Consider the following 26,775-nt stretch of genomic DNA (forward strand, 5'->3'; position numbering starts at 1 on the left):
TCTACATTTTCAAATCAGTTCACTGTTGGAATTTAAGCACGATAGCTTTGATACCAATCCCATATCATATTTACGCCAAACCACATTGCAAGTCCAATCAGGATCAAAACAATCAAGCCTAAAATATCGGGAATATGAATCCAAATCCAAGCAATAACAGGGTTACGCCAAAATGCAGATTGCTGTTGCTTTTGTTCCAGCTTCTCGTGTAAAAATGGGTGAACTACATGATCGTCGCTATAAATCTGATATTCTTCTTGAATATGGTCATGTACAACATCTAAAGCTTTACGACTGGGCCGAATAAAAATATCGAATAAGGTTCCAGCGATGGGTATACATCCCACAACCCCATCAATCACAGCCAATTTTAACACGCCATTGAGTTTTGCTTGAGGCACACCAATCTGTTTAGCTTTATAAACTGCATAACAAGTCAATACAAAGCCTGCAATATCACCAGCGATGGGTATGGTACTGAGTGCAGCATCAGCCCCCACCCCTTGTTTGGTAAATGGAATGCGCACCACCGAATCCATCATATTGGCAAATTTAGCCAAATCTCGTTCAAGTTTAATGACTTCTTGAGTAGATAATTTTTTTTCTGTACCCATAAAGATTTCAATTTTTTTGACATGATTAAGTTAAATTGATCATACCCAATAAATTCAGTATGTTGTGTATAAGTTTAATATTTACAGCAGCAAAATTTTATCTGCGCAATAAAAAACTGAGCACTGTTTTAAAGTACTCAGCTTTTTTCAGAGATACAACCAGATTAATCTAAGAACTTAACCACTGTCCCCGGTTGAACCTTGCGGCCTAAATCATTGGCATCCCAATTGGTCAAACGAATACAACCATGAGAAGCGGTCTTTGAAATTAATGAGGGATTCGGCGTACCATGAATACCAAATGTCGGTTTACTTAAAGCAATCCACATATTGCCAACAGGGCCATTGGGGCCAGGCGGTAATGCCAGCTTTTGACGGTTACTCCCTTGAACAAAGTTTTTCGGGTTATAACCATAGACAGGGTTTGCGGCAACTTTAATGACCTTATGCGTCCCTTTTGGGGATGGTGTACCAGAACCACCAATTGTGGCAGGAAAAGATGCAATCATCTGATTGGCACTATTATACAAATAAAGTTGTCGAGCAGGTTTATGCGCAATAATTAGGGCCACACCCTCAGGCAAATCATTGCGTACGATCGGTACATTGATGGTTTCGCCTACTTTTTTAAAGTTAGCTTTTGGATTGAGTTGTTTAAGAAAGTCTTCATCAATATGAAACTTTTCACCTAACATTTCACTCACACGGGTGTAATACAGACCCGGCATTTTTGCTTGTTGCGCATAATTTCGCGGAATTGCTTTTGCATAAGGCCCTTTAATATCCTCTGCCGTAATTTGATAAGTTCCAAATGCTGCAGTTTTTTGATTTTTTAACAAACTGTCCCACGTCTGTTTATCCAGTTCACCACTAATTGGTAAACTTTTAATCTGTTGATATGCGGCAAGTGCTTTTAAAAAGTTCTTGCCACTTTTACCGTCGATTGGCCCAGGTGAAGCATGTAAATTATTGAGCATCACTTGCGCACGTGCATAAACGGGGAATTGTCCTCTGCCAATATTTTCAGACCAATTGGCGGTATTGATACTATTGACTGACCAATCTTGTTTTAAGTCCGCTTTTATCGCTTCTTGACTTTTATCAGCTTTAACATTTTGTTTGGCAAAAATTTGACTTTGAATATTTAAACCCACAAGACACATGATGCAAATCAGGTTTGGCAGAAACTTGCCCATATAAAGCTCTCTATTAACTCAATATTATAATTGATGTACTTATCTAATAAACTATTGTATTACATATACATAGTATACTGATCTCAGACAATAAAAGCGACGTCACACCACCTTGAGTGGATCATTTATATTCTCAAGGCTTTAAACACAATTGTATAAGGTCAATAGCGTGTTTATTCATAAAATGAAAATTATGTATGTTCGAAGTTTATCTTTGTATGACTTTATTATCATTTTTTAAGAAAAATATGCAATAGTACATTTTGACTATTTCATCATTTAAAAACTGTAATTTTAAAATAAATTCAAAATAAGCAATTGAAAATCATTGCCATGTTATACAGTTGTAGATTTTCTGCTAAGCATGAGCACCCAATCATGACACCTACATGACCAATCCGAACAAAATATAAGCTTTAGATTTGTTTTTAATCATTTAATTTGAATTATTGATTAGAAATAGCTGTTATCATTTTAAAGTGTTATAGATTATCATCTCATTTATTTGTCAGTAAGAATTGCCTTGAATACGATCACTTTGCTTCAGCCAGATGACTGGCATGCCCACCTGCGTGATGGTCTTGCCTTAAAACGTACAGTTCCAGATCTAGCCAAACAATTTGCCCGTGCGATTTGTATGCCGAACCTCGTTCCACCTGTGAAAACTGTAGATGAAGCGAATGCTTATCGTGAGCGTATTATGGCACATGTACCAGAGGGGAATGATTTTGACCCACGCATGGTGCTGTATTTTACCGACCATACTTCTCCAGATGAAGTTCGCAAAATCAAAGAATCCCAATTTGTCAATGCAATTAAACTCTATCCTGCGGGCGCAACAACTAACTCGGATAATGGTGTCAGTGACATTCGCAAGGTCTATGCAGTCATTGAACAACTTGAAGAACATCAAGTGCCATTACTATTACATGGTGAAGTCACCCATCAACATGTGGATATTTTTGACCGTGAAAAACGCTTTTTAGACGAAGTACTTTCACCGCTACTTAAACAATTTCCGAAATTAAAATTGGTGTTAGAACATATTACCACCAGTGAAGCTGCACATTTTGTGCTTGAACAAGATCGTAATGTTGCTGCGACGATCACACCACAACATTTACTGTTCAATCGTAATGATATGTTGGTCGGTGGTATAAAACCGCACTTTTATTGTTTACCGATTTTAAAGCGTCAAACCCATCAACAAACTTTACTTGAAGTTGCTACAAGCGGCAGCCCTAAGTTTTTCTTAGGTACTGACAGTGCGCCGCATTCTAAAAATGCCAAAGAAAATGCATGTGGTTGTGCAGGTTGCTATAGTGCACCTACAGCAATTGAGCTTTATGCTCAGGCTTTTGATCAAGTCAACAAAATTGAACGTCTAGAAGGTTTTGCCAGTATGTTTGGTGCAGACTTCTATGGTTTGCCTCGCAACACAAATAAGATTACCCTTGTGAAAGAAGATCAGGTAATCCCTGAAAGTTTAGATTATTTGGATGGTGAACACATTATTCCACTTTATGCTGGAAAAACCATCCAATGGAGAAAGGTGTGACAACTGAAACATTACCTGTGATTGGACAACGCTTTCGTGGTTTTTTACCCGTTGTGGTTGACGTTGAAACAGCAGGTTTTAATGCAGATACCGATGCATTGCTTGAAATCGCATGCATCCCCATTGTGTATGATGCTGAAGGAAAATTTGTTCCAGGTGAAGCACATCATGCTCATATCAATCCTTTTGAAGGCGCAAATTTAGATCGTCGCTCTTTGGATTTTATTGGTGTAGATCCATTTAATCCAATGCGTATGGCAATGGCTGAAGATGAGAAAACAGCATTAAAACGTATTTTCAAAGCCGTCAATGAAGTACGTCGTCAGCAACATTGTACCCATGCTGTCTTAGTCGGACACAATGCCCACTTTGATTTGGGCTTTCTAAGAGCAGCAATTGCACGAACTGGCACGAAAAATCAGAACCCTTTTCATAGTTTTTCTGTATTTGATACTGTGACTTTAAGTGCGGTGATGTTTGGTCAAACTGTTTTAGCTAAATCATGTATTCAAGCTGGAATTGAGTTCGATGGTAAAGAGGCACACTCGGCCTTGTACGATACTCAAAAGACGGCTGAACTGTTTTGTTATATTTTGAACAAACTCGCACCTCACTTACTTGACAATTTGGTGGCGGATCAATAAGATATCGCCATCTTCTAAACGACCCTATCGTCTAGAGGCCTAGGACATCGCCCTTTCACGGCGGTAACCGGGGTTCGAATCCCCGTAGGGTCGCCATCTAATTATTCTTATAATTTCTTTCTCTTGTTTTGATCCTCTTGATTCAGTTATTTTATTTCATCCCTCTTCTTTAGACTTTAGAAGTTGATGGGTTATTTTATTTTGTCAATTTTGGCATTTTAATTTAAAATATCTCTTTAAAGTTCAATGACATCAAATATGCAATCACCTGATCAATCGAATCAGCACACTGTCGCTGATGGGCAAACTATTGTCTTAAAAAGATCCATGACCAAACGCCACCTGATCATGTTGTCATTAGGTGGTGCGATTGGTACCGGCTTATTTTTGAGTTCAGGTGAAGTGATAGCACAAGCTGGGCCGATTGGAGCAGTGATAGCCTATATTATTGGGGGTTTAATTGCCTATATGGTGATGCTGTGCTTAGGTGAGCTTGCCGTTAATCAACCTGTGACTGGGTCTTTTGGTGCTTTTGCAGCTAAAAATATTGGACCAGGCACAGGCTACATGGTGTCGTGGATGTACTGGCTTGGCTGGTCTGCTACCTTGGGGACTGAATTTACAGCAGCAGCCATGCTGATGCAGGAATGGTTTCCAACAACCTCAATCTGGTTATGGACCTTGGTCTTTATTGGGGCAGTCCTAATTTCCAACCTAACCTCAACACGCTTTTTTGCAGAGTCAGAGTTTTGGCTGTCTTTTGTTAAAGTCGCAACGGTACTGGTATTTATCTTACTCGGTCTAACCGCAATATTTGGATTAATCCCCTTTCATGGTCATGAAACTGCACCGTTATTCAGTAATCTAACCGCACATGGTTGGTTACCCAATGGTTTATTTCCTATTTTCGCCACCATGCTGATTGTAAATTTTGCCTTTAATGGTACCGAGATGATAGGGATTGCAGCGGGTGAAACTGAAAATCCTGAAAAAAATGTACCTAAAGCAATTCATGCTGCTGTTTGGCGTTTAATGATTTTCTTTGTCGGTACCATCATTGTCATCAGTTCATTATTACCTTATCAAGATGCTGGCTTAACAGCGCATGGTGAAGGGATCAGCAATAGCCCCTTTGTTTCTGTATTTAACTTGATTGGGATTCCTTACGCAGAAGACATCATGCGTTTTGTGATCATCACAGCGTTATTATCCACTGCTAATTCAGGCCTATATGCAGCATCTCGTATGATGTGGGCACTTTCAATTCAAAAACAATTACCTCGAATTTTTTCCAAATTAACCAAATCAGGTACGCCCGTTGTTGCAATATTTGTGACCATGATTGGTGGTTTACCCGGCTTACTGTCAGAACAATTTGGTGCAGATGTCATCTTTAAAAATTTACTCGGGGTGGCTGCATTTACCATGGTTATCGTGTGGATGAGTATTTGTTGGAGTCAGTTTAATTTCCGACGTAAATGGCTTGCTAGCGGTAAAACATTGGCCGATTTAAAATTTAAAACCCCGTGGTATCCTGTCGTGCCGATTCTTGGCTTTATTACCTGTACTGCAACTGGCTTAAGTATGGTGGCAGACCCTGAAATGCTTTCTGGCTTTATTGGCTGCTTAGTGTTTATGGCAGCGTGTTACGCAACTTATTACTGGCTTTATCATCAGAAAAACTAACCATTAGGATAGATAACTGATCAACCCGTATCCGTATGGATTTTTCTGCTATCAAGTCATTAATCATAAATGAAGCTTATGTTTTCCTAGTAACTTTTGAAACTGTTGGTTATCAATTCACTATTGGTACTTTTGAATCATAGATGGTGATCCTAATGTGGGTGACAGAGATGTCGCCCGTTGTGTGTGAGAATGCGGGGGTACCAGAACCTCCCCCTCGCCCAACATAAGCAAAAATAAAGCACTGTTTTGTTTGCAGCGCAAGGTTTGGCAATTCCTACGAAAAGTCAGGTATCGCCTACGCAAAGGTATTTAAACTTTGAATATAAGGTGTAGTAGTTTAAGGTTTTTACAATCAAACAATTTGTTTTCTACATTATTGATTTAATTTAAGATATTAATTAAGAGAAATTATATTCTTGTGGCTAAGTTTTTTGACAGGTTGAATGTATTTTAGGCTTTTAATCTGCAACATAATTTTTAAGTGATCCATATATAAATAATGCAGTTTTTTATTTGATCTGGATTCTTCTAAAAACAAAAATAGCTTTATGGTTAAATTAAAAACAAATACCTAATGATTCGCTTATAGATTCATCAGTTAGACGTTTTTTCGCTAAATCCATTTTGACAAAAAAGTCTTTTATCCTTAATATACGCATCACCTCATCACGACCCTATCGTCTAGAGGCCTAGGACATCGCCCTTTCACGGCGGTAACCGGGGTTCGAATCCCCGTAGGGTCGCCATATTTGAGATTGTTTTTATATAAAACTTTCTCGTAAGAAAAGCCTGAGCAATGCGACTCAGGCTTTTTTATATCTATCGTATTTTAAAGCATTTAAAAACTACCGCTCTCTCATATTTAAAAGATTGTTTTTTCAACAATAATCTGGATTTTTAATTTAAAATAACCAGCATAGAGTTATATATAAATAATTGATTTAAAAAACTATTTATCAAAAAAATAAACTCACTACGATTTATAGTATTGCTTATTGAGCATTAGCAGCACTCAATCATTGCACTATTTATGAATTGGGCTAAAATAGCGCGCTTCTTGTTTTATTTCCATCTGAAGCTTATGCAGTCATCACCAAATCAAAATGATGCTCAGGTATCATCTAATTCTTCACCACTCAAACGAGCAATGAGTACTCGTCACTTGGTGATGATTTCGCTTGGTGGTGCAATCGGTACTGGGCTTTTTTTAGGTTCTGGTGAGGTGATCTCACAAACAGGTCCTATTGGTGCCATTATCTCTTATATCCTCGGTGGTGTAATTGCCTATATGGTGATGCTGTGCTTAGGTGAACTTGCTGTTCATATGCCTGAGTCAGGTTCATTTGGTACTTATGCGCAACGATATATTGGTCCAGGTACTGGATACACGGTCACATGGTTATATTGGCTGACATGGTCAGCAACTTTAGGGACTGAGTTCACTGCTGCAGCTTTGCTGATGCAAGAATGGTTTCCACATATCTCGATGTGGCTATGGACGCTGATTTTTGCAGCAATCGTGTTTGGCTTAAATATGAGCTCAACCAAATGGTTTGCCGAATCTGAGTTCTGGCTCTCTTTGGTTAAAGTCATCACGGTAATTGCTTTTATTCTTTTTGGTCTATTGGCAATTTTTGGTATTTTAAATTATCAGGGACATACTTCAGCACCGTTATTTAGTAATTTAACGGATGAAGGCTGGTTCCCACAAGGCCTATTCCCAATCTTCACCACCATGTTAATCGTTAACTTTGCCTTCTCGGGTACAGAGTTAATTGGTGTTGCTGCAGGTGAAACTGAAGATCCTGCGAAAAATGTGCCTAAAGCAATCAATACTGCTATTTGGCGTTTATTGATTTTCTTTGTAGGTACCATCATTGTCATTAGTGCATTGCTTCCCCACCAAATGGCAGGATTACATGCTGAAGGTGTCAGTAGCAGCCCATTTGTTACCGTATTTGATCATATTGGTATTCCATACGCAGAAGACATTATTCGTTTTGTGATCATTACTGCGTTGTTGTCTGCTGCAAACTCAGGGTTATTTGCTGCATCACGTATGATGTGGTCGCTCTCGGCCAAGAAACAGCTTCCAGCATTATTTTCTAGGGTCAATGCACGCGGTATTCCATATATAGCGGTGATTGTCACCATGTTTGGCGCACTACCTGGCTTACTTTCAGAGCAATTTGCGCCTGAAACTATTTTTAAAAACTTGTTGGGTGTGGCTGCTTTTACCATGGTTGTGGTATGGATGAGTATTTGTCTCAGCCAATTTAATTTTAGACGTCAATGGTACAAACAAGGTCATACCAAAGCTGAGTTGGGCTTTGCTGCACCGTTGTTTCCAATTGTGCCGATCTTAGGTTTTATCTTCTGTTTAATTACCTGTATCAGTATGGTGTTTGATCCTGAAATGGTGGTTGGCTTTATTTGTTGTTTAATCTTTATTGCAATTTGCTATATCAGCTACGCATTCTTATATAAAGATCAATCACAATCCTAAACAAGACCTATCAGATCATTTCTAAACAAAAAGTGTAGCCATGGGCTACACTTTTTGTACATTCAAAGATAGTCAAAATCAGTTTAAACTCGTAATTTAATAATTAAACATAACAATCTATAAAAAACCCAATGAAGATTATTTTTATTCATGGCATGAACCAGCAGAATTATAATGCTGCAAGTTTAAAACAACATTGGGTTGATATTTTTCAGCAAGGAATTGATGAACTTAAGTTGCCTATTGCAACAGCGCAATTAGATATTCGCTTAGCTTTTTATGGCGATTTAATCACTAAACACCAATTAAGCAATCGCTTTGACTTAGAAAGCTTTCTACCTAAATCATGGGTAAACTTTCACTTTCATAAACATACAACACCACCACCTAGTACAATTTTAAATGCCTCTCCCGCAATTCCAATATTGCCCTACTTTATGCCTGATCACGACTTAAAATTATCTAAACGCTTGTATTTGGCTTCGCAATTGTTAAAAGATAAAGCACTCAAAGAGTTCTCTTTAATTTTAAATAATTTTCCAAAACTACATGAAAGTCTGATTCATAAATTCCTCATCGAAACTTATTTATACCTCGCCAATCCTCAGTTTATGGATGAAGTCCATCAACGGATACTTGCCAACTTAGAACCCAATCAACCGTATATTATCGTTGCGCATTCGTTAGGGACTGTGATTGCCTATAATCTTTTACAACAACTGCAAGTAAACTACGAGATACAACGCTTTATTACTTTAGGCTCACCATTAGCCTTTAAAGTGATTCAGTCTAAACTGACTCCACCTATCCAAAGACCAAGGTGTCTAAATGGTGATTGGCAAAATTTCTATTCCCCAGATGATTTCTTAACCGCTTTTCCGTTGATCAATGCTCCTTTTGACTTTCAACCGGCAATTATAAATACCGCTATTTCAACTTTTATTCATACTCCCCATCAAATCGCAGGCTATTTACAACATCCAGCAGTGGTTCAGAATATTTTAGAAGCTATGCTGTATTGCAAGCCTCAATAATGGTATTAATTTTAACCACATTGGTCATATTGCTTTGTTTTTATCCATATAAACGTAATTTCAGTTTTTATTGTAGAAAAAAGTTTGACACGTTCCAGTATTCGCCCTAATATACGCCCACCTCTGAAACGACCCTATCGTCTAGAGGCCTAGGACATCGCCCTTTCACGGCGGTAACCGGGGTTCGAATCCCCGTAGGGTCGCCATTAATTTAATGGTTTTGTTTCAAGAGTCAGCCTCAATTTATTGACCCTATCGTCTAGAGGCCTAGGACATCGCCCTTTCACGGCGGTAACCGGGGTTCGAATCCCCGTAGGGTCGCCACATTCAAGAAAGTATCTATATACCTCTTCTTATAAGAAACCTGAGCATCATGATTCAGGTTTTTTTATGTCTACTATATTTCCAATCAATTCAAACCAGCAACCGAGTCAACCGTTTTCAGTTTTTTTGAATTAAAAATTGCACTTGGCGCAATCACTGTTTCTTGCAATGGAATATGCTGTCCATATCGTTGGTGCATGAGCGCTTTAACACTTCGATCTGTGAGATCAAAACTTTGTAATTTTTCCAAGGGTGCCAGTTCTAGCCCTAAAGCGTATTGATAAGCTTTCCATACAATTTCAGAACAATAAATTGCATCATCATTCCACTCAAAATAAACATCATAGGGCTTATTTAAATAAGTCTCAGCTTGTTTGACTAACTTGTGTTGTTGCTCTGCTGTCAACTCAGTTTGATAACGTTTTACAATATAAGCTTTATTTACACCTCGATTGATCCATTGCCGCAGAGGTGTATATTTCACAGGTTGAATGGCTTCTAAAACCCAAGCTTGCTCGTGTTTAATCACGATCATTCCCATATGACTATATGGTGAATGTGTGGCTTTTTGAATTACCAGACTTTGTGCTGATTTAGAAGTATGAAATATAATATCCCCTGTCTGATATTGTGTTGCATATACAGAGGTAGAACAAAATAACAAGGCCAACAGGAATAACTTGAATTGTTTTTTTAACATCTTTTCAAATCTTAATTTTGATCTTCTTTATCTTGGGTTTAATCTAACAGAGTAATAAAGAATTGCCTAAACTTTGCAATAAAAAAGGAGCAAAATAAACTTTCATTTTGCTCTTTCACTTTTCAATTCAAATGAAAAATATCAGCTGTTTGTGATTTTGCTTTTGACTTAATATGTCATCAAAACCCGATCATTCATCATTTAAAGCACATTCAAAACTACTTGGGGTTTGACCACATCGAACCTTTTTCAAAATTTTCATCATTGTTGGGTCATAGAAGCCTTCTTTTGTCATCTGAATACGGGCTTCACGCATAATCTTAATATAGCCCGGTTTATCCGCTTCACGAATATCAAACCAATATTTATCTGGAACTTCTCGCTCCAGTTTATCAACAAATTGAAATGCTGGGCTGAGCTGTTTAGAAATCATTTCCCGTGCAATTGGCCCCATACCTGCAGGGAACTTATTCCGATGCATAATTAACGTGCCTGTCACCTGTATCAAAGGAAAGCGAATAATGCCACCGACTACATTACCATTTTTATCAGTCATGCCCTTTTTCAATTCTAAAGGCTTAAATAACAAAGCAGGCCCCGCCATAATATCGACTTCTTTATTATTAAACTTTCCACCCACTGTTAATAGGTCAACAGAAACAGGTTGTGCACCGACATTTTGCACCAACTTCTTTTGAGTGCCGTCAAAGTTCATGACCGCTACTTTTTTTCCTGCTGCTTTCGATAAGGTATCAATACGGCGATCATTGACCATGATATATGCCGCACCTAACGGAACAATCCCTACGACTTCATAATCCCTATTCACCATTTTTGCATCGTACTCTGGGCGTGCAAGCAACTGGATCACTGTAGTTAATTGCTTATAGTTTTGCACTGCCCCAATGGCATCAATACTCCCCACAAAAGGGTTAAACTGACGCGCACGAATGTTACTGATTCCAGCTCCATCACAACGTTTACTTCGAAAATCCTCAGTTAATACACGTTCATCGGTATAAACCCTTAAATTAATATCAGTTGAAGCAGTTTTCTTTAATTTTGGATAATTTAAATCAATACGCATCGATAATTTGGTTGGACGGGTAATTTTCATATCTACCCCAAACTCTTTGGCAATTTGGGTAATACGTGGCAATTCACTGATATAACTGGTCGCTTGTTCAAAAGCTTCACTATTGGCACCATCTGGAGAAAATACACACAGCGTGACTGTTTTAGGAATCTGTTGCCAAACTTTTGGATCATTCATTAAGGTTTTAATTTTATTTTTTGAATGTGCAGACAATTCAAGGTCCAATTTTGGAGCTGCATAAGTAATAAATGGTAAAGTGCTCGTCAATGCAAGCATTGAGATAACAAACCGTCGTGACAAAGGATTAAACTTTTGTTTGAGCTTACTGTGCATGATCTTTTCCTGTTTATTTTCGTGGTTATCCATAATCATCACTCACGTGAATTTTTTTATCAGCGTAATTGAAGTGCTTTGATTTGCAATTGACTGAGCAAAATCCTACATTTGTCAGAATAGACACTTTGAAGTTAAAATATGAAATATCGATATTTTAATTGTTTGATATCAAACGATTAGAATATATCTTAAAATCGCCCATTTATCGCAAACTCTGGCGAATAAAAGTAATCGAAATAGAACAATCATATTGCCATTCTTTTTAAAACCGTTTTTTATGATTACTTAATTTTTTATCAATAATATTTTCGGCTCATCAAATCTGTTGCTGGTCAAACTCAATATACATCTTCAAGGAAATGCCAAGCATTGCTTCCCGATTCAACGCTATTGATACTTCATCGCTTTATCGTGACAAATCTCAATTTATGATGCCGTTTATCAATTCATTGTATACTGGCAATAGTTTAGTTTTAGCATTCAAAATATGGATCAAAATTCACAACTGCGTAAATCTTTAAGACAACAACGACAAAAGCTGACCCGTAATCAACAAGCAATGATCGAACGGCAATGCTTTAAACAGATGCTACGCCACCACCATTTTTTTAATGCGCAGAAAATTGGATTATATTTAGACGCTTTTGGTGAAATTCAAACCAAATTACTTATCGAATATTGCTGTGCAATTGGAAAAACCGTGTATTTGCCCATGATCTGTAACATGAATAAAAAACTGGTTTGGGTCAAAATATCAAATCGGCAGTTTCGCAATCGCCGCTTTTCTTTACATCGTCTTGGGATGTTGGAACCCATGGCAAGTCGTGCTAAGCATATTTCAATACTCGATCTAGTGGTCATGCCTTTATTGGCTTGTGATTTAAAAGGGAGCCGTATGGGCATGGGAGGCGGTTTCTATGATCGAACGCTTGCATCCGCTATATACCGCCCACATCGACTCGGTTTAGCCCATAATTTCCAGTTACTCACCCATGAGCTTACAAGAAATTCATGGGATCAGTCCCTAGATAGCTTAATTACCCCAGCAAAAACCTATTATTTTCGGCGTTAAAGTGACCAATAAATGTAAATAGGTTTATTTGTTAATCAAATACTTGCGATTTTTTAAACTTTTTATTCGGCAAAGCCCTTGTAATTTTTGAAATACACATCACTATAAAAAACATGGCAACACCGTTGTCACTCATTAGGAGTGCCCATGTCTGAGATTATTATGAATCAAGAAAACTTAGAGCCACAGGTTCCAAGTGTATTACCGCTTTTAGCGTTGCGTGACGTGGTTGTGTACCCACATATGCAAATCGCGCTATTTGTGGGTCGTGAAAAATCGATCAATGCAGTTGATGTGGCTCGTAACAGTGACAATTTAGTATTTGTAGTTGCGCAAAAAGATTCGCTTACAGAAGAAATTGATCACGACAACTTATATCAATATGGTACCGTCGCGAAGATTGTACAAGTTGTGAATCATGAAAATGATGAAAACTGTATCAAGGTACTAATTGAAGGCTTACATCGTTCTAAGCTGGTTGAAATCATCGACAATGATGAATACTTATCGGCTGAACATGCATTAAGCCCAATGACGATATCTGTAGATAAAGATACTCAAGCAACACGTGTAGAAGAATTACGTGCACTGTTTTCACAGTATGCAGAAGCCAAATTGCGTAATGCACGTGAATTGATTGCAGCAGCAAATAAAATCGATGATTTATTACAATTGTTGTTCTTTGTTGCAACCCGTGTACCTTTAAATATCGATGTAAAACAAAAATTCCTAGAGCACGATGAGTTTGAAGCACACTTACAAGAGTTGATGACTTATTTACTGCAACAATCTGAAGAACAACAGATTGAGCAAACATTGCATGACTCTGTAAAACGCCAAATGGAAAAGAATCAACGCGAATACTTCCTCAATGAGAAGATGAAAGTCATTCAGCGTGAACTTTCCGATATGAATGGTGGTGCGGAAGATGATGTTGCTGAAATTGAAAAACGTTTAGCGGAAGCTGATTTACCTGAACATGTGCGTAAAAAAGCTGAAAATGAATTCCGCAAATTAAAAGCAATGCAACCAGCATCAAGTGAAGCTGCTGTTGTACGCAACTATATCGAGGCGATTTTAGATACGCCTTGGAATAAAGCGAGCAAAGTCAGCATTAACTTAGCTAAAGCTCAGGAAATTTTAGATACAGACCATTACGGTTTGGACGAAGTCAAAGAACGTATTGTTGAATACCTCGCTGTTCAATCACGCGTTAAAAAACTTCGTGGTCCAATCCTTTGTTTAGTTGGACCTCCAGGTGTTGGTAAAACATCACTCGGAGAATCAATTGCCAAAGCAACTGGTCGTGAATTCGTTCGTATGGCACTCGGTGGTGTTCGTGACGAAGCAGAAATTCGTGGTCACCGTCGTACTTATATTGGTGCGATGCCGGGTAAAATTGTACAGTCGTTGACAAAAGTTGGTGTTAAGAACCCACTGTTCTTGCTCGATGAAGTTGACAAAATGGCACAGGATTATCGTGGTGATCCAGCTTCTGCCCTGCTTGAAGTACTTGATCCATCACAGAATAACAAGTTTAACGATCACTACTTAGATCTTGATCTTGACTTGTCCGAAGTGATGTTTATCTGTACTGCAAACAGTATGAATATTCCAGAGGCTTTATTAGACCGTATGGAAGTAATTCGTTTGCCAGGTTATACCGAAGACGAAAAAGTCAATATTGCAGATCGTTACCTTGTTCCAAAGGCAATCAAGAACAATGGCTTACGTGGCAAAGAATTGACAGTTCATGAGGAAGCGATCCGTGACATTGTCCGTCGTTATACCCGTGAAGCTGGTGTACGTAGTCTTGAACGTGAAGTTTCTAAGATTGCACGTAAAGTAGTAAAAGAGTCCGTCAGTAAGAAAGCGAAAAACTTACATATTGATGTCACTGCTGAAAACTTACCTGAATATTTAGGCGTGCATAAGTTTGATTACGGCATGGCTGAAGAAGAAGCTCAAGTAGGTCGTGTAAACGGTTTGGCATGGACTTCTGTTGGCGGTGAGTTACTCACCATTGAAGTAGCGGCAGTAAAAGGTAAAGGTAAATTTATTACTACGGGTTCACTCGGTGATGTAATGAAAGAATCCATTACTGCGGCAATGACTGTGGTTCGTACACGTGCTGATGAATTGGGTATCGAAGCTTCTCGTTTTGAAGAAACTGATGTACACGTTCATTTACCTGAAGGTGCAACACCGAAAGATGGACCATCAGCAGGTTTGGCTTTAACGACTGCTCTTGTTTCGGCATTCACTGGGATTGCAATTCGTCCTGATATTGCAATGACAGGTGAAACCAGTTTAGGTGGCCGAGCAATGCGTATTGGCGGCTTAAAAGAGAAACTTTTAGCAGCACATCGTGGTGGAGTTAAACTGGTATTTATACCACAAGAAAACGTACGTGACTTAGCTGAAATTCCTCAGAACGTGAAAGATGGTCTAGAAATTAAAGCGGTGAAAAGTATCGATGAGATTCTTCCACTTGCTTTAGTTGAGCATCCTACACCATTGGTCAAAGCACCCATCGTTAAAGCAGTGGATGAAGGCAAAAAAGCTGCACGTCATTAATCCAATGATCGAAAAAAAGAACGCTTCGGCGTTCTTTTTTTTAATGACTCCCCGGATAGTGATCAAAAAATATACTTTCTTACAAAATACAGCTGATCTTAAGTTAAGTTTGTCATAAGCTAATCAGGATAAAGTCTAAAATAGAAGTTAAAGGCTCAATTGCCCTTAGGCTTATGAATACAGCCATGTATGGTCATAAAACAGATAACAGCAAAATAAAAGGACACTTTTATGTCAAATCCAGTGTGTTGGTTCGAAATTTATGTCAATGATATGGCGCGAGCTAAATTATTTTATCAAACTGTAATCGGCACGGAGCTTAGTTTATTAAGTGATCCCAGCAATTCATCAGTAGAAATGTGGGTATTTCCATCAGATATGAACCAATATGGCGCAACTGGCTCATTGGTTAAAATGGAGGGTATATCTGCTGGGGGTAACAGTACCATTATTTATTTTTCCAGTGAAGATTGTGCAATTGAAGAAGCCAGAGTAGAAGCTGCTGGTGGTCAAATTCATCAAACAAAAATGTCGATCGGACCTCATGGTCATATTGTTTTAGCAGTTGATACTGAAGGCAATATATTTGGTATTCACTCAATGAATTAATTGGGTGGGAGTACAAATAGAATGACCAATTTAAAATTGGCAACTTTGCTGGTTGAAAAATACGCTGTCATCCTCATATATAAATTATATAACTATGCGCGCTGTAAGTGTGGTTACTTAACGTCGATTTGGTCTCCAGACAGGTCAACGTTAAAACACAGTCCGACCCATTTTGGACTGTGTTTTTTTATGATTAAATTTGAGTATGCTGACAAAAGCCCATCAATGAAAAAGTATATTTTGTTAATGTACATACAATGCTGATTTATTTTCGATTGCGCTTCCATTGTTGATATTTTTGGCTAATCATCGTAGCCATTAAGTCATAGTTTTCCCATGTATCATCTACAGCATAAGTATCGATCAAACCTTGAGCATTGACTAATATCTCATCATAATCTTTTAAATACTGATGACTCTCATAATAAGCTTGGGTAAATTCAAAACCCTGTGGATTTAAATCTTCTTCCCAAAATTTTTCATCGCACATATTGATCAAAAAATCTCGCCCAGTTATTTGACGTGTACGGACTTGTTCTAATTCATCAACACTTTCTTCTTGATGAAACTCACCTTCTAATTGATTATTGATAATCCATGCTAAATAAATTCCAATATGCGTCCCACCATTTTCATATGGAAAGCCTGCTTGCTCTGCCGATTCGCCATGCCAATCAATACGATCTATTGCCATTATTTATTTTTCCTTGTGATTATTTATTTAGATCTTTAAGCAGTATAAACACTTATTTTATATTTTTTAATCCAAAAACTATGCAGTTAGAGACAAAAAAGCCCTGAAATTAATTCAGGGCTTTTTTGTAAGCTGATAAGAGAAAAGGAGATCAACCTTGGAAATAACGTAAATCTAAACGGCCTTCATAAACGGTTGCAGTCGGGCCTGTCATCCAAACCACATCGCCTTCTTTCCATTCGATTTGTAATTTACCACCAGCTAACTCAATTTCTACATTATTGGCAAGTAAACCACGACGCATTCCAGAGACTGCGGCTGCACAAGCGCCTGTACCACATGCCATCGTTTCGCCCACACCACGTTCAAACACACGTAAGCGCGCATGCTTTTCATCAACAATTTGCATAAAGCCTGCGTTTACTCGTTGCGGAAAACGCGCATGCGCTTCCACTTGAGGACCAATTTTGGCAACATCTGCAGTTAAAACATCGGGAACGATTGTGACCGCATGTGGATTGCCCATATTGACCACATCAATAGTCAGCGATTCATTATCTTTCAATGCGATGTCATACAATGCATCTGCTTCTTCTGCAAGAAATGGAATCTCATTGGGTAAAAATTTTGGATAGCCCATGTTGACTCGTACCCAACCATTTTCACCCAATTCAGGTTCGACAATACCAGCACTGGTTTGAACCTTAAAACGCTTTTTATTGGTCAACTGACGTTCATAAACAAACCGAGCAAAACAACGTACGCCATTGCCGCATTGCTCTACTTCTGAACCATCTGCATTGAAAATACGATATTTAAAATCAACATTGGGAAAATCTGGTGCTTCAACAATTAACAGTTGATCAAAACCGATCCCGAAATGCCGATCAGCCAAACGGCGAATGGTCATTGCATCAAAAAATGCACGCTGGCTGATTAAATCAACCACCATAAAGTCATTGCCCAGACCATGCATTTTGGTAAATTCTAATAACATTTAAAATGGCTCCTTAAGGCAATAAGCTTTCATTTTCCCAAAGTGATTCAATCGTTTCTCTCTTACGAATCACATACGACTGGTCAGCATCGACCATGACTTCAGCAGCACGACCACGGCTGTTATAATTTGAACTCATGACAAAACCATACGCACCAGCACCTAAAACAGCAAGATTGTCATTTTCCTGAATGGCAAGTTCACGTTCTTTACCGAGGAAATCGCCTGTTTCACAAATGGCACCCACGATATCCCATGTTTTTGCTTCAAGATCTGTACGCGATACCACAGCTTGAATGTCCATCCACGCTTGGTAAAGCGAGGGACGAATCAAGTCATTCATTGCAGCATCAATAATTGCGAAATTACGATGATTGGTTGGTTTTAACAAATCAACTTTCGTCACCAATACCCCAGCATTTGCTGAAATACTGCGACCCGGTTCCATATAAACTTTTAAGCCTAATTTCTCTAAAGCTGGACGCATTGCGTTGGCATATTCTGCAACACTTGGCGGTGTTTCATCTTTATAGGTCACCCCTAAACCGCCACCAATATCGATGTGTTTCAGCTGGATGCCCAATTCTTTTAATTTTGCAATCATCATAATGACGCGGTCAAGCGCATCTACGAAAGGTTGTGTTTCAGTTAATTGCGAACCAATGTGACAATCAATTCCAATCACATCAAGGTTAGGTAAAGACGCTGCATATTGATAAGTTTCAAAAACTGAATCTGATGGAATACCAAATTTATTTTCTTTTAAACCTGTCGAAATATAAGGATGGGTTTTCGCATCTACATCGGGGTTTACCCGTAACGAAATCGGAGCTTTTGTACCTAAAGCTGCCGCAACTTTCTGAATCCGATCAAGCTCAGCATGAGATTCCACATTAAAGCACGCAATCCCCACTTCTAGGGCTTTTTGAATATCTGCTTCTTGTTTGCCTAAACCTGAGAATACGATTTTTGTAGCATCTCCACCTGCGGCAAGGACTCGCGCAAGCTCACCACCTGTGACAATATCAAAGCCTGAGCCTAATTTTGCCAATACATTCAATACCGCAAGATTTGAGTTTGACTTCACCGCAAAACAAATTTGATGATCGATAAAGCTAAATGCCTGATCCATATCCAAATAATGCTTTTCAAAAGTTGCCTTTGAATAAACATAAAGCGGTGTGCCATATTGCTGCGCGAGTTGATCTAAAGAACATTGCTCTGCATGCAATACCCCATGAATGCGGGAGAAACTCATGAATCTATCCTTTCAATGAAAGTGTAATTAGGTTTAGTTTGAAGTAGCTTGAGATGCGGGCACAGACTGATCTGCAACAGCTGTCTGATCTTGCACTTTTGCCTTGCTTTGGGCAGCTTTATTGGCATCTTTTGAATAGAGCAAATATTTGGCACGTTTGTCATAGTCTTGACTGTTTGCCAATTGCAAATTGCCTGATTGACCACAACCCACCAACACAGCACTTGCTAAAACTAAACCGATGCCACAAATTGCAAAACGCATTTGTTCACCTATTTCCAAAATTTTCGTCAGTATACCTTATACCTTGAATCTAAAATATAGACCAAAGCGGAAGCATTAAAGCTTAAAATGAGAATAAAAAAAACGCCAGTAAATTACTGACGTTTTCTTATCAATATCATTGAAATCGTTAATAACTATTTTTTCTTATAAAAACAGAAATAACCAATCGCAAGGATAATGAGCCAGATTGGACTGACCATCAATGATTTCATTGTATCTGGTTCTAATGCAAGAATACCAATCGTACCGACAAAGAAAATGATCACGATATAACAAGTAATCGGTCCACCTGGTAATTTAAACACTGATTTTGCATGAAGTTCTGGGCGTGTTTTGTAATACACCAAGTAACTCCACAAAATAATAATCCATACCAAGATAAACAAGATCGTGGACAGTGTGGTTGCTAAAGTAAATGCTTCGACAGTATTAGGAACGAAGTATTGTAATGCCGCACCACCCAATAGACATACACCAGAGAAATATAAAGCATTCGCTGGAACTGCGCGTTTATTTAACAGACCAAATGCTTTAGGACCTTGATCTTCACGAGAAAGACCAAATAGCATACGACTTGTTGAGAATACACCACTGTTCATTGAAGACATTACAGAAGAAAGAACCACCAAGTTCATAATGATTGCAGCCGCAGCAATTCCCGCTTGACTAAACAAGTTCACAAATGGGCTAACTTTAGGATCAATCATATTCCATGGTGTAACTGACATAACAATCACTAACGCCAATACATAGAAGAAAATAATACGGATTGGGATTGAGTTAACTGCTTTAGGTAAGTTCTTCTCTGGATCTTTGGTTTCTGCTGCGGTGGTACCAACAAGTTCAACACCGACAAAAGCAAATATGGCAATTTGGAAGCCTGCTAAGAAGCCTTCAAAACCTTTCGGGAACATTCCACCATGATCCCAAAGATGAGTAAATGACGCCACTTGACCTGTTGCTGCCGAGGTAAAGCCAGTAAAAATCATCCAGAAACCCACCAAAATTAACACCACAATGGCAATAATTTTGATCAGCGCAAACCAGAATTCCAATTCACCAAACAGTTTTACTGTGACTAGGTTCAATCCTAAAATAAAGAAGATTGCGGCAACACTAATCATGGCCCCTTCAGTCGGGGTAAAGGGCACCCCATTATTGAAGAACTGTAAGTAATAGATAATTGCAGATAAATCTGCGATACCAATAGTGATCCAGCACAGCCAATAAGTCCATCCGACAAAATAGCCTGCCCATGGTCCGATCAAATCTGTAGAAAAATCAATAAATGACTTGTATTGCAAGTTTGAAAGTAACAGTTCACCAAGCGCACGCATGACGAAAAAAACCATCAAACCAATGATCATGTAAATAAATAATATGGATGGTCCTGCAAGACTAATCGTCTTTCCTGAACCCATAAATAAGCCTGTACCAATCGCACCACCAATTGCAATTAATTGTAGATGACGATTCGATAAACTTCTTGCTAGTTCACCTGTTTCCGCAGAAGAACTGAGGTTTTCATTTGACATTGTTATATTCTTCTCTCAGATTTCGTTGTTTAAAAGTAGCTTAAAACAAAAAAAATAAAAAAGCCTTTTTCAATGAATACTTAAAATAACTAAGTTTTTTCATCTTTTAGCTTATTTAATAGTCAAATGACTATCCCTTACCTTTCTTATTTTTACCGTTCCTTCGATTTGCAGTTTACGTGCCAAAATAGTTTTTGGCGAGATGTTGCACAAAAAATTGTATTTCAATAGCGCTATTGGTACATTCAGCAGATCATTCAAAAGGTGAACGCACTCAAAATGGGCAAAGTTAAAACTGTTTATCGTTGTGAACAATGTGGTACAGACCATCCAAAATGGGCAGGTCAATGTTCCGACTGTGGTGAATGGAATTCTCTGACTGAAGTGCGAATAGAACCTGTCGTATCACATCGCGCCAAACCTATGGGCGGTGGATATGCAGGACAAGCAGCCAATGTCACTTTACTCAATCAGATTACAGTGTCTAATGAAACACGTTTAGCTACGGGTATTGGCGAATTTGATCGTGTGCTAGGTGGTGGTTTAGTCACAGGTTCTGTCGTCCTGATTGGGGGTGACCCCGGTATTGGTAAATCTACCATTCTTTTACAAACCGCAACCCATATGGCTGCTGCGAAGAATTCAGCGCTCTATGTCACTGGTGAAGAATCACTTTCACAAGTAGCTTTACGTGCCAATCGTCTTGACTTAGCTACCGATAAATTACAAGTCATGGCAGAAACCTGCGTAGAACGAATTTGTGATACCCTCGCACAATTACGTCCTGCTGTTGCCATCCTTGACTCAATCCAAACCTTATATACTGAAACCTTACAATCTGCTCCCGGCGGTGTTTCGCAAATTCGTGAGTCAGCTGCACTCTTGACTCGGTTTGCAAAAAATAGTGGTACAGCATTATTTCTTGTTGGTCACGTCACCAAAGAAGGTGCATTGGCGGGGCCTCGTGTGCTTGAACATATGGTCGATTGCGTACTGTATTTTGAAGGCCAATCTGACTCCCGCTACCGTATGATTCGTGCTGTCAAAAACCGCTTTGGTGCGGTCAACGAACTTGGTGTATTTGGCATGACCGATAAGGGCTTAAAAGAAGTCGCCAATCCGTCTGCCATCTTTTTAAGTCGTTATGATGAAGCGATTCCCGGTTCAGTGGTGATGATCAGCCGTGAAGGGACACGTCCGTTATTGGTTGAAGTTCAAGCACTGGTTGATGATGCGCATGGACAACCACGTCGGGTTGCACTGGGCTTAGAACAAAACCGTTTAAATATGTTGCTTGCAGTCATGCATCGTCATGGTGGTGTACAGACCTCTGGACAAGACGTTTATGTCAATGTCGTGGGTGGCTTGAAAATTACCGAAACAGGTTCTGATCTTGCGGTACTTTTGGCCTGTGCTTCAAGTTTACGCTCTAAAGCCTTACCACAACAATTGGCTGTATTTGGTGAAGTGGGGTTATCAGGTGAAATACGCCCAGTTCCCAATGGACAAGAGCGCTTAAAAGAAGCCATAAAACATGGTTTTAAATACATCATCGTACCTAGAGGCAATGCACCACAAAAGCCTATTGCAGGTGTACAAATCATTGCAGTAGCTCGACTGCATGAGGCGTTAACAGAGGCCATGCAATTGAGTGATGAGGTCTAATTATCACGTTATAAAATAAGATCAAGTCTTACAAGGAAGTAAGCTTGCGTTGATAGATAGTTTAAATAAAAATTTGTATCTTATCCCTTATTTAAATGAACCCTCACAAATCCAATAAAAAAATAAATATTTGACTAAAACTAAAACAATAGTTGGTTTAATCATTTTTATAACGGATTGAGCGTTCAATATGTATTCAAATAATTAAAAGATAAAAGCTATCTACTGGATGCTTTAAATTATCTTTTAAATCATGAGAATTTTTATCATAAATTGCCTCGCTAAATTTGTATATCACAAGACAATTCCACCGATATGATAAAAGCCTTTTTAATTTGATTGTTTTAATTATTTCAATAGATTAGAAAATCTGTATTGAGCTTTAAAAGCCCAGCAATATATTCGTTATGTTTATGTGAATATATGTGCAAATAAATCTTAAAAACATTGAAATTCTCTTAAAAAGACTGCATAAAGAGAACTATGGAAAGCAATACAGTAATATGCTTGCACCCATATTCATCAACATATTTTTTAATATAGGTAGATTCAATGGAAGTTCGACAGCGCGGCTTGATCGCAGGTATTTTAATGGCAACTTTGGCTGTAGCACCTTTAGCTGAAGCAAAACGTGCAGGTGGTGGTAAAAGCCATGGCATGAGCCGTTCTTCGAGTTCAAGTCAGTCTTATTCTCAACCTCGACAAGTTACGCCTGCTCAACAACCAACGCCTGCTCAACCTGGTCAACAAAAATCAGGTTCTGGTGTAGGTAAAATGGTTGCTGCTGGTGTTGCAGGTGCAGCAGTAGGTGCGATTGCGGCAAATGCGATGGCTGATGATCATAATGGTAACGCACAAGCTCAGACCAATGATGCTGAATTAGCGAAACAACAAGCAGCTGCTCAACAAGAAGAGAAACAAGGTGGAATTCCAAGTTGGATTTGGTTAATCCTGATTGCTGGTGCTGCATTCTTCTTATTCCGTAAATTCGGTGCAAAAAAAAAATTAGCCAGTAATAATCCATATGCACCAAATAGCGCAGGTTCAACATCTACGCCATTTGGGCAAAACAATGCGACACGTAGTTCGAATGACTCTACCAATATTTTTGGTCAGTCGGTGAATGGTGGTACTGCAACACAAGCACCTTTTGGTGCAGCGTCAATGCAAAGCGGCAATCAACTTCCAGATGGAACGGAACCTGCTGCTTTCTTACGTGTTGCTCGTCAACGCTTTAACCATATTCAGTCAATGAACTCTGTGAGCAACATTGCTGAAATTCAGCGCTATTTAACAGCTGATCTTTATCAGTCAATGTACAGCGATATCATGGCAAACCAAGATCAAGATGTGGCTGAGTTTTCGAACTTAAATGCATTGGTATTGGATAGTGCAACAGAAAATGGACAATACGTGGTGAGTGTTCGTTTTACAGGAACTGTCAGCGAAGACTTAAATAGTCAACCTGTACCGTTCTCAGAAGTATGGCACTTTGTTAAACCAGCAGGGTCTACTCAAGATTGGTTAGTTGCTGGAATTCAACAAGAAAGTTAATTGAATAGCGTTTTATTGCAATAAAAACAGTGCTTCGGCACTGTTTTTTTGTTTTAAAAATATAGTATTTTCTATCGAATAGATTGAATCAAGACGGAAATAGTTTTGTTGAGATGCAGCCATTCGTTTAAAATCACTTTGTCTTTATAATCAAAGCTAATTAAAAAAATGGGATAAAACAAATGAATAAAATAATCTATAGTCTAATTCTCAGTTGTAGTGCATTTTCAAGCTTTAGCTTTGCCTGTGATCCGGCTTCTTTAGACTGGGAGAAATTCCATAAAACCTATGATTTAAATAAAAATGGTACCTTTGAGCTCAATGAGTTCTTAAAAGTCAAAGACTTTGATCCACTCCCATGGCCAGATGACCGACGCTTTAAAGGTCAAGATAAAAACATTAAGTTATTTAAATTCTTAGATAAAAATAAAGATACAAAGCTCTCAAATGAAGAAGTTGGCGCAATCCATAGCCTATTACCTAATCCCTGTGCCAATTGGCCTCACTAACACTAAATAGTCTTTTGAGCTAAGGAAAACCTTCATTTTCGAAATAAAAAAGCCCTGATTCATCAGGGCTAAATTTTTTGCGATACTTAACGTCGTGGTAAAGGGATAAACTGTGAATCAGCACTTTGAACTTTTCGTTCACCCACTTTAACAGTGAGATTGACAGTTTGTTCACCACGAATGACTTCAACTTGAATATCGGTATTTGGTGCTTGAAGTGCAACATAATTAATTAAATGTGAGGTTGAAGTAATATCTTCATTATTCACTTTAATAATACGATCACCGACTTTAATTCCCGCTTCCGCCGCAGGACCTTTTTTCAATACATCAGCAACTACAACACCAGGCTGACGTGGCTGCAATACATCCGCTTGGGTTGGTGGGACTAAACTAATACCCATCCATCCACGAATCACACGACCATCTTTCAAAATCGAATTTAAAATTTGTTGACAGATTTTCGCAGGAATGGCAAAGCCAATGCCCAATGAACCACCAGACTGAGAGAAAATTGCAGTATTGACGCCAATCAAATTCCCCGCCACATCAATCAATGCACCACCAGAGTTACCTGGATTAATTGCTGCATCTGTTTGAATAAAATCTTCATAAGTATTAATACCGAGATCAGAACGGCCTGTCGCAGAGATAATACCCTGAGTTACAGTTTGCCCTACACCAAATGGGTTTCCAATTGCCAGTACAACATCTCCTACCTCATTCCCACTCAATTTAAATGGTAATACAGGTAATTCTTTCAATTCTATTTTGATCACAGCCAAATCTGTATCAGGATCTGTGCCAATTACAGTTGCTTCAGCACGACGACCATCTTGCAAGGCAACAACAATTTGTTCTGCTTGAGCAATCACATGGTTATTTGTCAAAATATAACCATCTGGACGAACAATTACCCCTGAACCCAAACTATTTTCATTCTGGTTTTGATTTTGTTCAGGAATCTGATTTCCAAAAAATTCTCTAAACGCAGGATCATTGAGTAATGGATGATTTTGTTTTACTTTTTGAGTTGTAAAAATATTGACTACTGCTGGTGCGGCAACTTTGACCGCAGCACTATAAGACACCACACCGCCCGTTCGAGATGTATTGACCAAAGGTTCAACTTTCTCAGCTGGCATTTTCACACCATCAGCAGCAATAGGCGCTTTGGGCTGTTGAAGTTTTTGCCAAACCACAAAACAAATAATAACCAATATCAGTAAAACCCAAGGGAGCCAAGTAAATGAACGCCGCACGTTTTTATTCCTCTAAGAATTTTTTAATTCGTTGATGCAAAAGCAATTTGTATATTGTAAAGCAATTCAATCAAGAAACATAAAAAACACAAAGAGTTTTGTTCAGCTTTAGTTACAATTTAAAATATGTTTTGATGTTCTTAACACACTTAATTTAATTAAAGGTTATTCATGGCTTTACTCAAAGATATCATCCAATGGTGTGATCAAACCTTAAAATCGCATGAATTTAAAGATTACGCGCCCAATGGATTACAAATCGAAGGACGATCTGAAGTAAAAAAAATCCTGTGTGCAGTCACGGCGTCACAGGATGCAATTGATGCAGCAATTGCACAACAAGCAGACCTTCTCTTGGTTCATCATGGCTACTTCTGGAAAGGCGAACCCTATCCAATCACAGGCATGCGTGGCAAACGAATCAAAGCATTAATCCAAAATGATATTTCACTTGTTGGATACCACCTCCCCTTAGATTCACATCCAACACTAGGGAATAATGCAATGATTGCCAAAATCCTTGGACTGGAAAATATTGAAGCTTTAGACCCAAGCGAACGCAATCCGATTGGTAATATCGGTTATTTAAAAGCTCCAATCTCACCAGAAGATTTTAAACACCTTCTTACTGAAAAATTAGGCTTCAATTCCATACATTTAACCGCAGAAAAAACGCTGATCCAAAAAGTTGGATTTTGTACAGGCGGAGCACAGGATTTTATAGGCAAAGCGGCAGCAATGAATTGTGATGCCTATATTTCAGGTGAAGTGAGTGAGCGTACTTTTTATGAAGCAAAAGAATTAGATGTGCATTACTATGCATGTGGTCATCATGCAACTGAAAGGTACGGTGTTCAACAACTTGGTCAAGCGATCGCTGAACAATTCAAGATTGATTATCGCTATTTCGAACTCAACAATCCAATTTAAGTGTTATCCTAAAAATGTAGCTCATTTGTAGACAAATATTGGCTTGCCGATTAGACATTTTTTCATAAAAATGCGATGCATTTTTTACATTTTCTTTATACGTATTAAATCGAAATAAATTGTGTATTGTT

Annotated in this window: 22 protein-coding genes and 4 tRNA genes; 16 read left to right on the plus strand and 10 right to left on the minus strand. The window is 38.5% G+C overall.

Features of this window, described 5'->3' with window-relative positions; translation table 11 throughout:
• Nucleotides 1-32: 32 nt before the first annotated feature.
• On the minus strand, nt 33-614 hold the full coding sequence (locus tag ACG9ZL_RS09735; RefSeq protein WP_419359878.1) for a DUF4112 domain-containing protein: 582 nt from the start codon (nt 612-614) through the stop codon (nt 33-35).
• 164 nt (nt 615-778) lie between these two features.
• Entirely contained in the window at nt 779-1,810 is a 1,032-nt protein-coding gene (locus ACG9ZL_RS09740) for a L,D-transpeptidase family protein (protein WP_336952675.1), read from the minus strand.
• Nucleotides 1,811-2,333: 523 nt separating this feature from the next.
• On the opposite strand from ACG9ZL_RS09740, the gene pyrC reads away from it, so the two are divergent.
• From pyrC to ACG9ZL_RS09785, 9 genes are all read left to right on the plus strand, one after another.
• Nucleotides 2,334-3,368, plus strand: coding sequence for a dihydroorotase (gene pyrC / locus ACG9ZL_RS09745; RefSeq protein WP_419359880.1), 1,035 nt, complete (start codon nt 2,334-2,336; stop codon nt 3,366-3,368).
• The gene (rnt, locus tag ACG9ZL_RS09750) at nt 3,353-4,012 is read left to right on the plus strand and encodes a ribonuclease T (RefSeq protein WP_336952678.1); all 660 of its coding nucleotides are present in this window, start codon (nt 3,353-3,355) and stop codon (nt 4,010-4,012) included. Before pyrC ends, rnt begins: the two co-directional genes overlap by 16 nt.
• 20 nt (nt 4,013-4,032) lie before the next feature.
• Nucleotides 4,033-4,108, plus strand: a tRNA-Glu gene (locus tag ACG9ZL_RS09755).
• A gap of 162 nt (nt 4,109-4,270) precedes the next feature.
• The gene (locus ACG9ZL_RS09760) at nt 4,271-5,698 is read left to right on the plus strand and encodes an amino acid permease (protein WP_419359882.1); all 1,428 of its coding nucleotides are present in this window, start codon (nt 4,271-4,273) and stop codon (nt 5,696-5,698) included.
• A 673-nt stretch (nt 5,699-6,371) separates the two neighbouring features.
• Nucleotides 6,372-6,447, plus strand: a tRNA-Glu gene (locus ACG9ZL_RS09765).
• A gap of 335 nt (nt 6,448-6,782) precedes the next feature.
• On the plus strand, nt 6,783-8,207 hold the full coding sequence (locus tag ACG9ZL_RS09770; RefSeq protein ID WP_056514257.1) for an amino acid permease: 1,425 nt from the start codon (nt 6,783-6,785) through the stop codon (nt 8,205-8,207).
• Between the two features lie 131 nt (nt 8,208-8,338).
• Nucleotides 8,339-9,241 carry a lipase family protein gene (locus ACG9ZL_RS09775; RefSeq protein WP_419359884.1) on the plus strand — a complete coding sequence of 301 codons (903 nt, stop codon included), beginning with the start codon at nt 8,339-8,341 and terminating at the stop codon, nt 9,239-9,241.
• 130 nt (nt 9,242-9,371) lie between these two features.
• A tRNA-Glu gene (locus tag ACG9ZL_RS09780) sits at nt 9,372-9,447 on the plus strand.
• 42 nt (nt 9,448-9,489) lie between these two features.
• Nucleotides 9,490-9,565, plus strand: a tRNA-Glu gene (locus tag ACG9ZL_RS09785).
• An 85-nt stretch (nt 9,566-9,650) separates the two neighbouring features.
• Here ACG9ZL_RS09785 and ACG9ZL_RS09790 read toward each other — a convergent pair.
• A complete protein-coding gene (locus ACG9ZL_RS09790; protein ID WP_419359886.1) occupies nt 9,651-10,265 on the minus strand; it encodes a YiiX family permuted papain-like enzyme in 615 nt (204 codons plus the stop codon).
• A gap of 190 nt (nt 10,266-10,455) precedes the next feature.
• The gene (locus ACG9ZL_RS09795; RefSeq protein WP_419359888.1) at nt 10,456-11,694 is read right to left on the minus strand and encodes a putative solute-binding protein; all 1,239 of its coding nucleotides are present in this window, start codon (nt 11,692-11,694) and stop codon (nt 10,456-10,458) included.
• Between the two features lie 490 nt (nt 11,695-12,184).
• On the opposite strand from ACG9ZL_RS09795, the gene ACG9ZL_RS09800 reads away from it, so the two are divergent.
• From ACG9ZL_RS09800 to ACG9ZL_RS09810, 3 genes are all read left to right on the plus strand, one after another.
• Nucleotides 12,185-12,769, plus strand: coding sequence for a 5-formyltetrahydrofolate cyclo-ligase (locus tag ACG9ZL_RS09800; protein WP_419359890.1), 585 nt, complete (start codon nt 12,185-12,187; stop codon nt 12,767-12,769).
• 147 nt (nt 12,770-12,916) lie between these two features.
• Nucleotides 12,917-15,346, plus strand: a complete 2,430-nt coding sequence (lon, locus tag ACG9ZL_RS09805) for an endopeptidase La (protein WP_336952688.1) — start codon at nt 12,917-12,919, stop codon at nt 15,344-15,346.
• A 231-nt stretch (nt 15,347-15,577) separates the two neighbouring features.
• On the plus strand, nt 15,578-15,955 hold the full coding sequence (locus tag ACG9ZL_RS09810; RefSeq protein WP_336952690.1) for a VOC family protein: 378 nt from the start codon (nt 15,578-15,580) through the stop codon (nt 15,953-15,955).
• Between the two features lie 265 nt (nt 15,956-16,220).
• Here ACG9ZL_RS09810 and ACG9ZL_RS09815 read toward each other — a convergent pair whose 3' ends face one another.
• From ACG9ZL_RS09815 to ACG9ZL_RS09835, 5 genes are all read right to left on the minus strand, one after another.
• Nucleotides 16,221-16,649: a DUF7832 domain-containing protein gene (locus tag ACG9ZL_RS09815; protein WP_336952692.1), complete on the minus strand. Its 429-nt coding sequence runs from the start codon at nt 16,647-16,649 to the stop codon at nt 16,221-16,223.
• A gap of 151 nt (nt 16,650-16,800) precedes the next feature.
• On the minus strand, nt 16,801-17,646 hold the full coding sequence (gene dapF / locus ACG9ZL_RS09820) for a diaminopimelate epimerase (RefSeq protein ID WP_336952693.1): 846 nt from the start codon (nt 17,644-17,646) through the stop codon (nt 16,801-16,803).
• Between the two features lie 13 nt (nt 17,647-17,659).
• Nucleotides 17,660-18,904, minus strand: coding sequence for a diaminopimelate decarboxylase (lysA, locus tag ACG9ZL_RS09825; protein ID WP_336952695.1), 1,245 nt, complete (start codon nt 18,902-18,904; stop codon nt 17,660-17,662).
• A gap of 33 nt (nt 18,905-18,937) precedes the next feature.
• The gene (locus tag ACG9ZL_RS09830) at nt 18,938-19,168 is read right to left on the minus strand and encodes a hypothetical protein (protein WP_034617490.1); all 231 of its coding nucleotides are present in this window, start codon (nt 19,166-19,168) and stop codon (nt 18,938-18,940) included.
• A 155-nt stretch (nt 19,169-19,323) separates the two neighbouring features.
• Nucleotides 19,324-20,724, minus strand: coding sequence for an amino acid permease (locus tag ACG9ZL_RS09835; RefSeq protein WP_004819689.1), 1,401 nt, complete (start codon nt 20,722-20,724; stop codon nt 19,324-19,326).
• A 279-nt stretch (nt 20,725-21,003) separates the two neighbouring features.
• Here ACG9ZL_RS09835 and radA point away from each other — a divergent pair, with 279 nt between their 5' ends.
• The 3 genes from radA to ACG9ZL_RS09850 all read left to right on the plus strand — a co-directional run bounded on the left by radA (nt 21,004) and on the right by ACG9ZL_RS09850 (nt 24,452).
• Nucleotides 21,004-22,389, plus strand: coding sequence for a DNA repair protein RadA (gene radA / locus ACG9ZL_RS09840; RefSeq protein ID WP_004722416.1), 1,386 nt, complete (start codon nt 21,004-21,006; stop codon nt 22,387-22,389).
• Nucleotides 22,390-22,941: 552 nt separating this feature from the next.
• Complete coding sequence (locus ACG9ZL_RS09845; protein ID WP_419329027.1) at nt 22,942-23,943, plus strand: Tim44 domain-containing protein; 1,002 nt, start codon at nt 22,942-22,944, stop codon at nt 23,941-23,943.
• 182 nt (nt 23,944-24,125) lie between these two features.
• Nucleotides 24,126-24,452 carry an EF-hand domain-containing protein gene (locus ACG9ZL_RS09850; RefSeq protein WP_336952701.1) on the plus strand — a complete coding sequence of 109 codons (327 nt, stop codon included), beginning with the start codon at nt 24,126-24,128 and terminating at the stop codon, nt 24,450-24,452.
• 86 nt (nt 24,453-24,538) lie between these two features.
• On the opposite strand, the gene ACG9ZL_RS09855 is transcribed toward ACG9ZL_RS09850, so the two are convergent.
• Complete coding sequence (locus tag ACG9ZL_RS09855) at nt 24,539-25,714, minus strand: S1C family serine protease (RefSeq protein WP_336952703.1); 1,176 nt, start codon at nt 25,712-25,714, stop codon at nt 24,539-24,541.
• A gap of 171 nt (nt 25,715-25,885) precedes the next feature.
• On the opposite strand from ACG9ZL_RS09855, the gene ACG9ZL_RS09860 reads away from it, so the two are divergent.
• Complete coding sequence (locus ACG9ZL_RS09860) at nt 25,886-26,644, plus strand: Nif3-like dinuclear metal center hexameric protein (protein WP_419329026.1); 759 nt, start codon at nt 25,886-25,888, stop codon at nt 26,642-26,644.
• Nucleotides 26,645-26,775: the final 131 nt, after the last annotated feature.

Source organism: Acinetobacter legionensis, assembly GCF_048551735.1.
In the GTDB taxonomy this organism is placed as follows: domain Bacteria; phylum Pseudomonadota; class Gammaproteobacteria; order Pseudomonadales; family Moraxellaceae; genus Acinetobacter.

Coding starts and splice junctions, on each gene's coding strand:
- ACG9ZL_RS09790 (WP_419359886.1), bottom strand. CDS start 10,265: ATGTTAAAAAAACAATTCAAGTTATTCCTGTTGGCCTTGTTATTTTGT.
- lysA (WP_336952695.1), bottom strand. CDS start 18,904: ATGAGTTTCTCCCGCATTCATGGGGTATTGCATGCAGAGCAATGTTCT.
- ACG9ZL_RS09770 (WP_056514257.1), top strand. CDS start 6,783: ATGCAGTCATCACCAAATCAAAATGATGCTCAGGTATCATCTAATTCT.
- ACG9ZL_RS09845 (WP_419329027.1), top strand. CDS start 22,942: ATGGAAGTTCGACAGCGCGGCTTGATCGCAGGTATTTTAATGGCAACT.
- ACG9ZL_RS09775 (WP_419359884.1), top strand. CDS start 8,339: ATGAAGATTATTTTTATTCATGGCATGAACCAGCAGAATTATAATGCT.
- dapF (WP_336952693.1), bottom strand. CDS start 17,646: ATGTTATTAGAATTTACCAAAATGCATGGTCTGGGCAATGACTTTATG.
- ACG9ZL_RS09760 (WP_419359882.1), top strand. CDS start 4,271: ATGCAATCACCTGATCAATCGAATCAGCACACTGTCGCTGATGGGCAA.
- ACG9ZL_RS09860 (WP_419329026.1), top strand. CDS start 25,886: ATGGCTTTACTCAAAGATATCATCCAATGGTGTGATCAAACCTTAAAA.
- ACG9ZL_RS09800 (WP_419359890.1), top strand. CDS start 12,185: ATGGATCAAAATTCACAACTGCGTAAATCTTTAAGACAACAACGACAA.
- ACG9ZL_RS09835 (WP_004819689.1), bottom strand. CDS start 20,724: ATGTCAAATGAAAACCTCAGTTCTTCTGCGGAAACAGGTGAACTAGCA.
- ACG9ZL_RS09740 (WP_336952675.1), bottom strand. CDS start 1,810: ATGGGCAAGTTTCTGCCAAACCTGATTTGCATCATGTGTCTTGTGGGT.
- rnt (WP_336952678.1), top strand. CDS start 3,353: ATGGAGAAAGGTGTGACAACTGAAACATTACCTGTGATTGGACAACGC.
- ACG9ZL_RS09815 (WP_336952692.1), bottom strand. CDS start 16,649: ATGGCAATAGATCGTATTGATTGGCATGGCGAATCGGCAGAGCAAGCA.
- ACG9ZL_RS09850 (WP_336952701.1), top strand. CDS start 24,126: ATGAATAAAATAATCTATAGTCTAATTCTCAGTTGTAGTGCATTTTCA.
- ACG9ZL_RS09795 (WP_419359888.1), bottom strand. CDS start 11,694: ATGCACAGTAAGCTCAAACAAAAGTTTAATCCTTTGTCACGACGGTTT.
- radA (WP_004722416.1), top strand. CDS start 21,004: ATGGGCAAAGTTAAAACTGTTTATCGTTGTGAACAATGTGGTACAGAC.
- ACG9ZL_RS09810 (WP_336952690.1), top strand. CDS start 15,578: ATGTCAAATCCAGTGTGTTGGTTCGAAATTTATGTCAATGATATGGCG.
- ACG9ZL_RS09830 (WP_034617490.1), bottom strand. CDS start 19,168: ATGCGTTTTGCAATTTGTGGCATCGGTTTAGTTTTAGCAAGTGCTGTG.
- lon (WP_336952688.1), top strand. CDS start 12,917: ATGTCTGAGATTATTATGAATCAAGAAAACTTAGAGCCACAGGTTCCA.
- ACG9ZL_RS09735 (WP_419359878.1), bottom strand. CDS start 614: ATGGGTACAGAAAAAAAATTATCTACTCAAGAAGTCATTAAACTTGAA.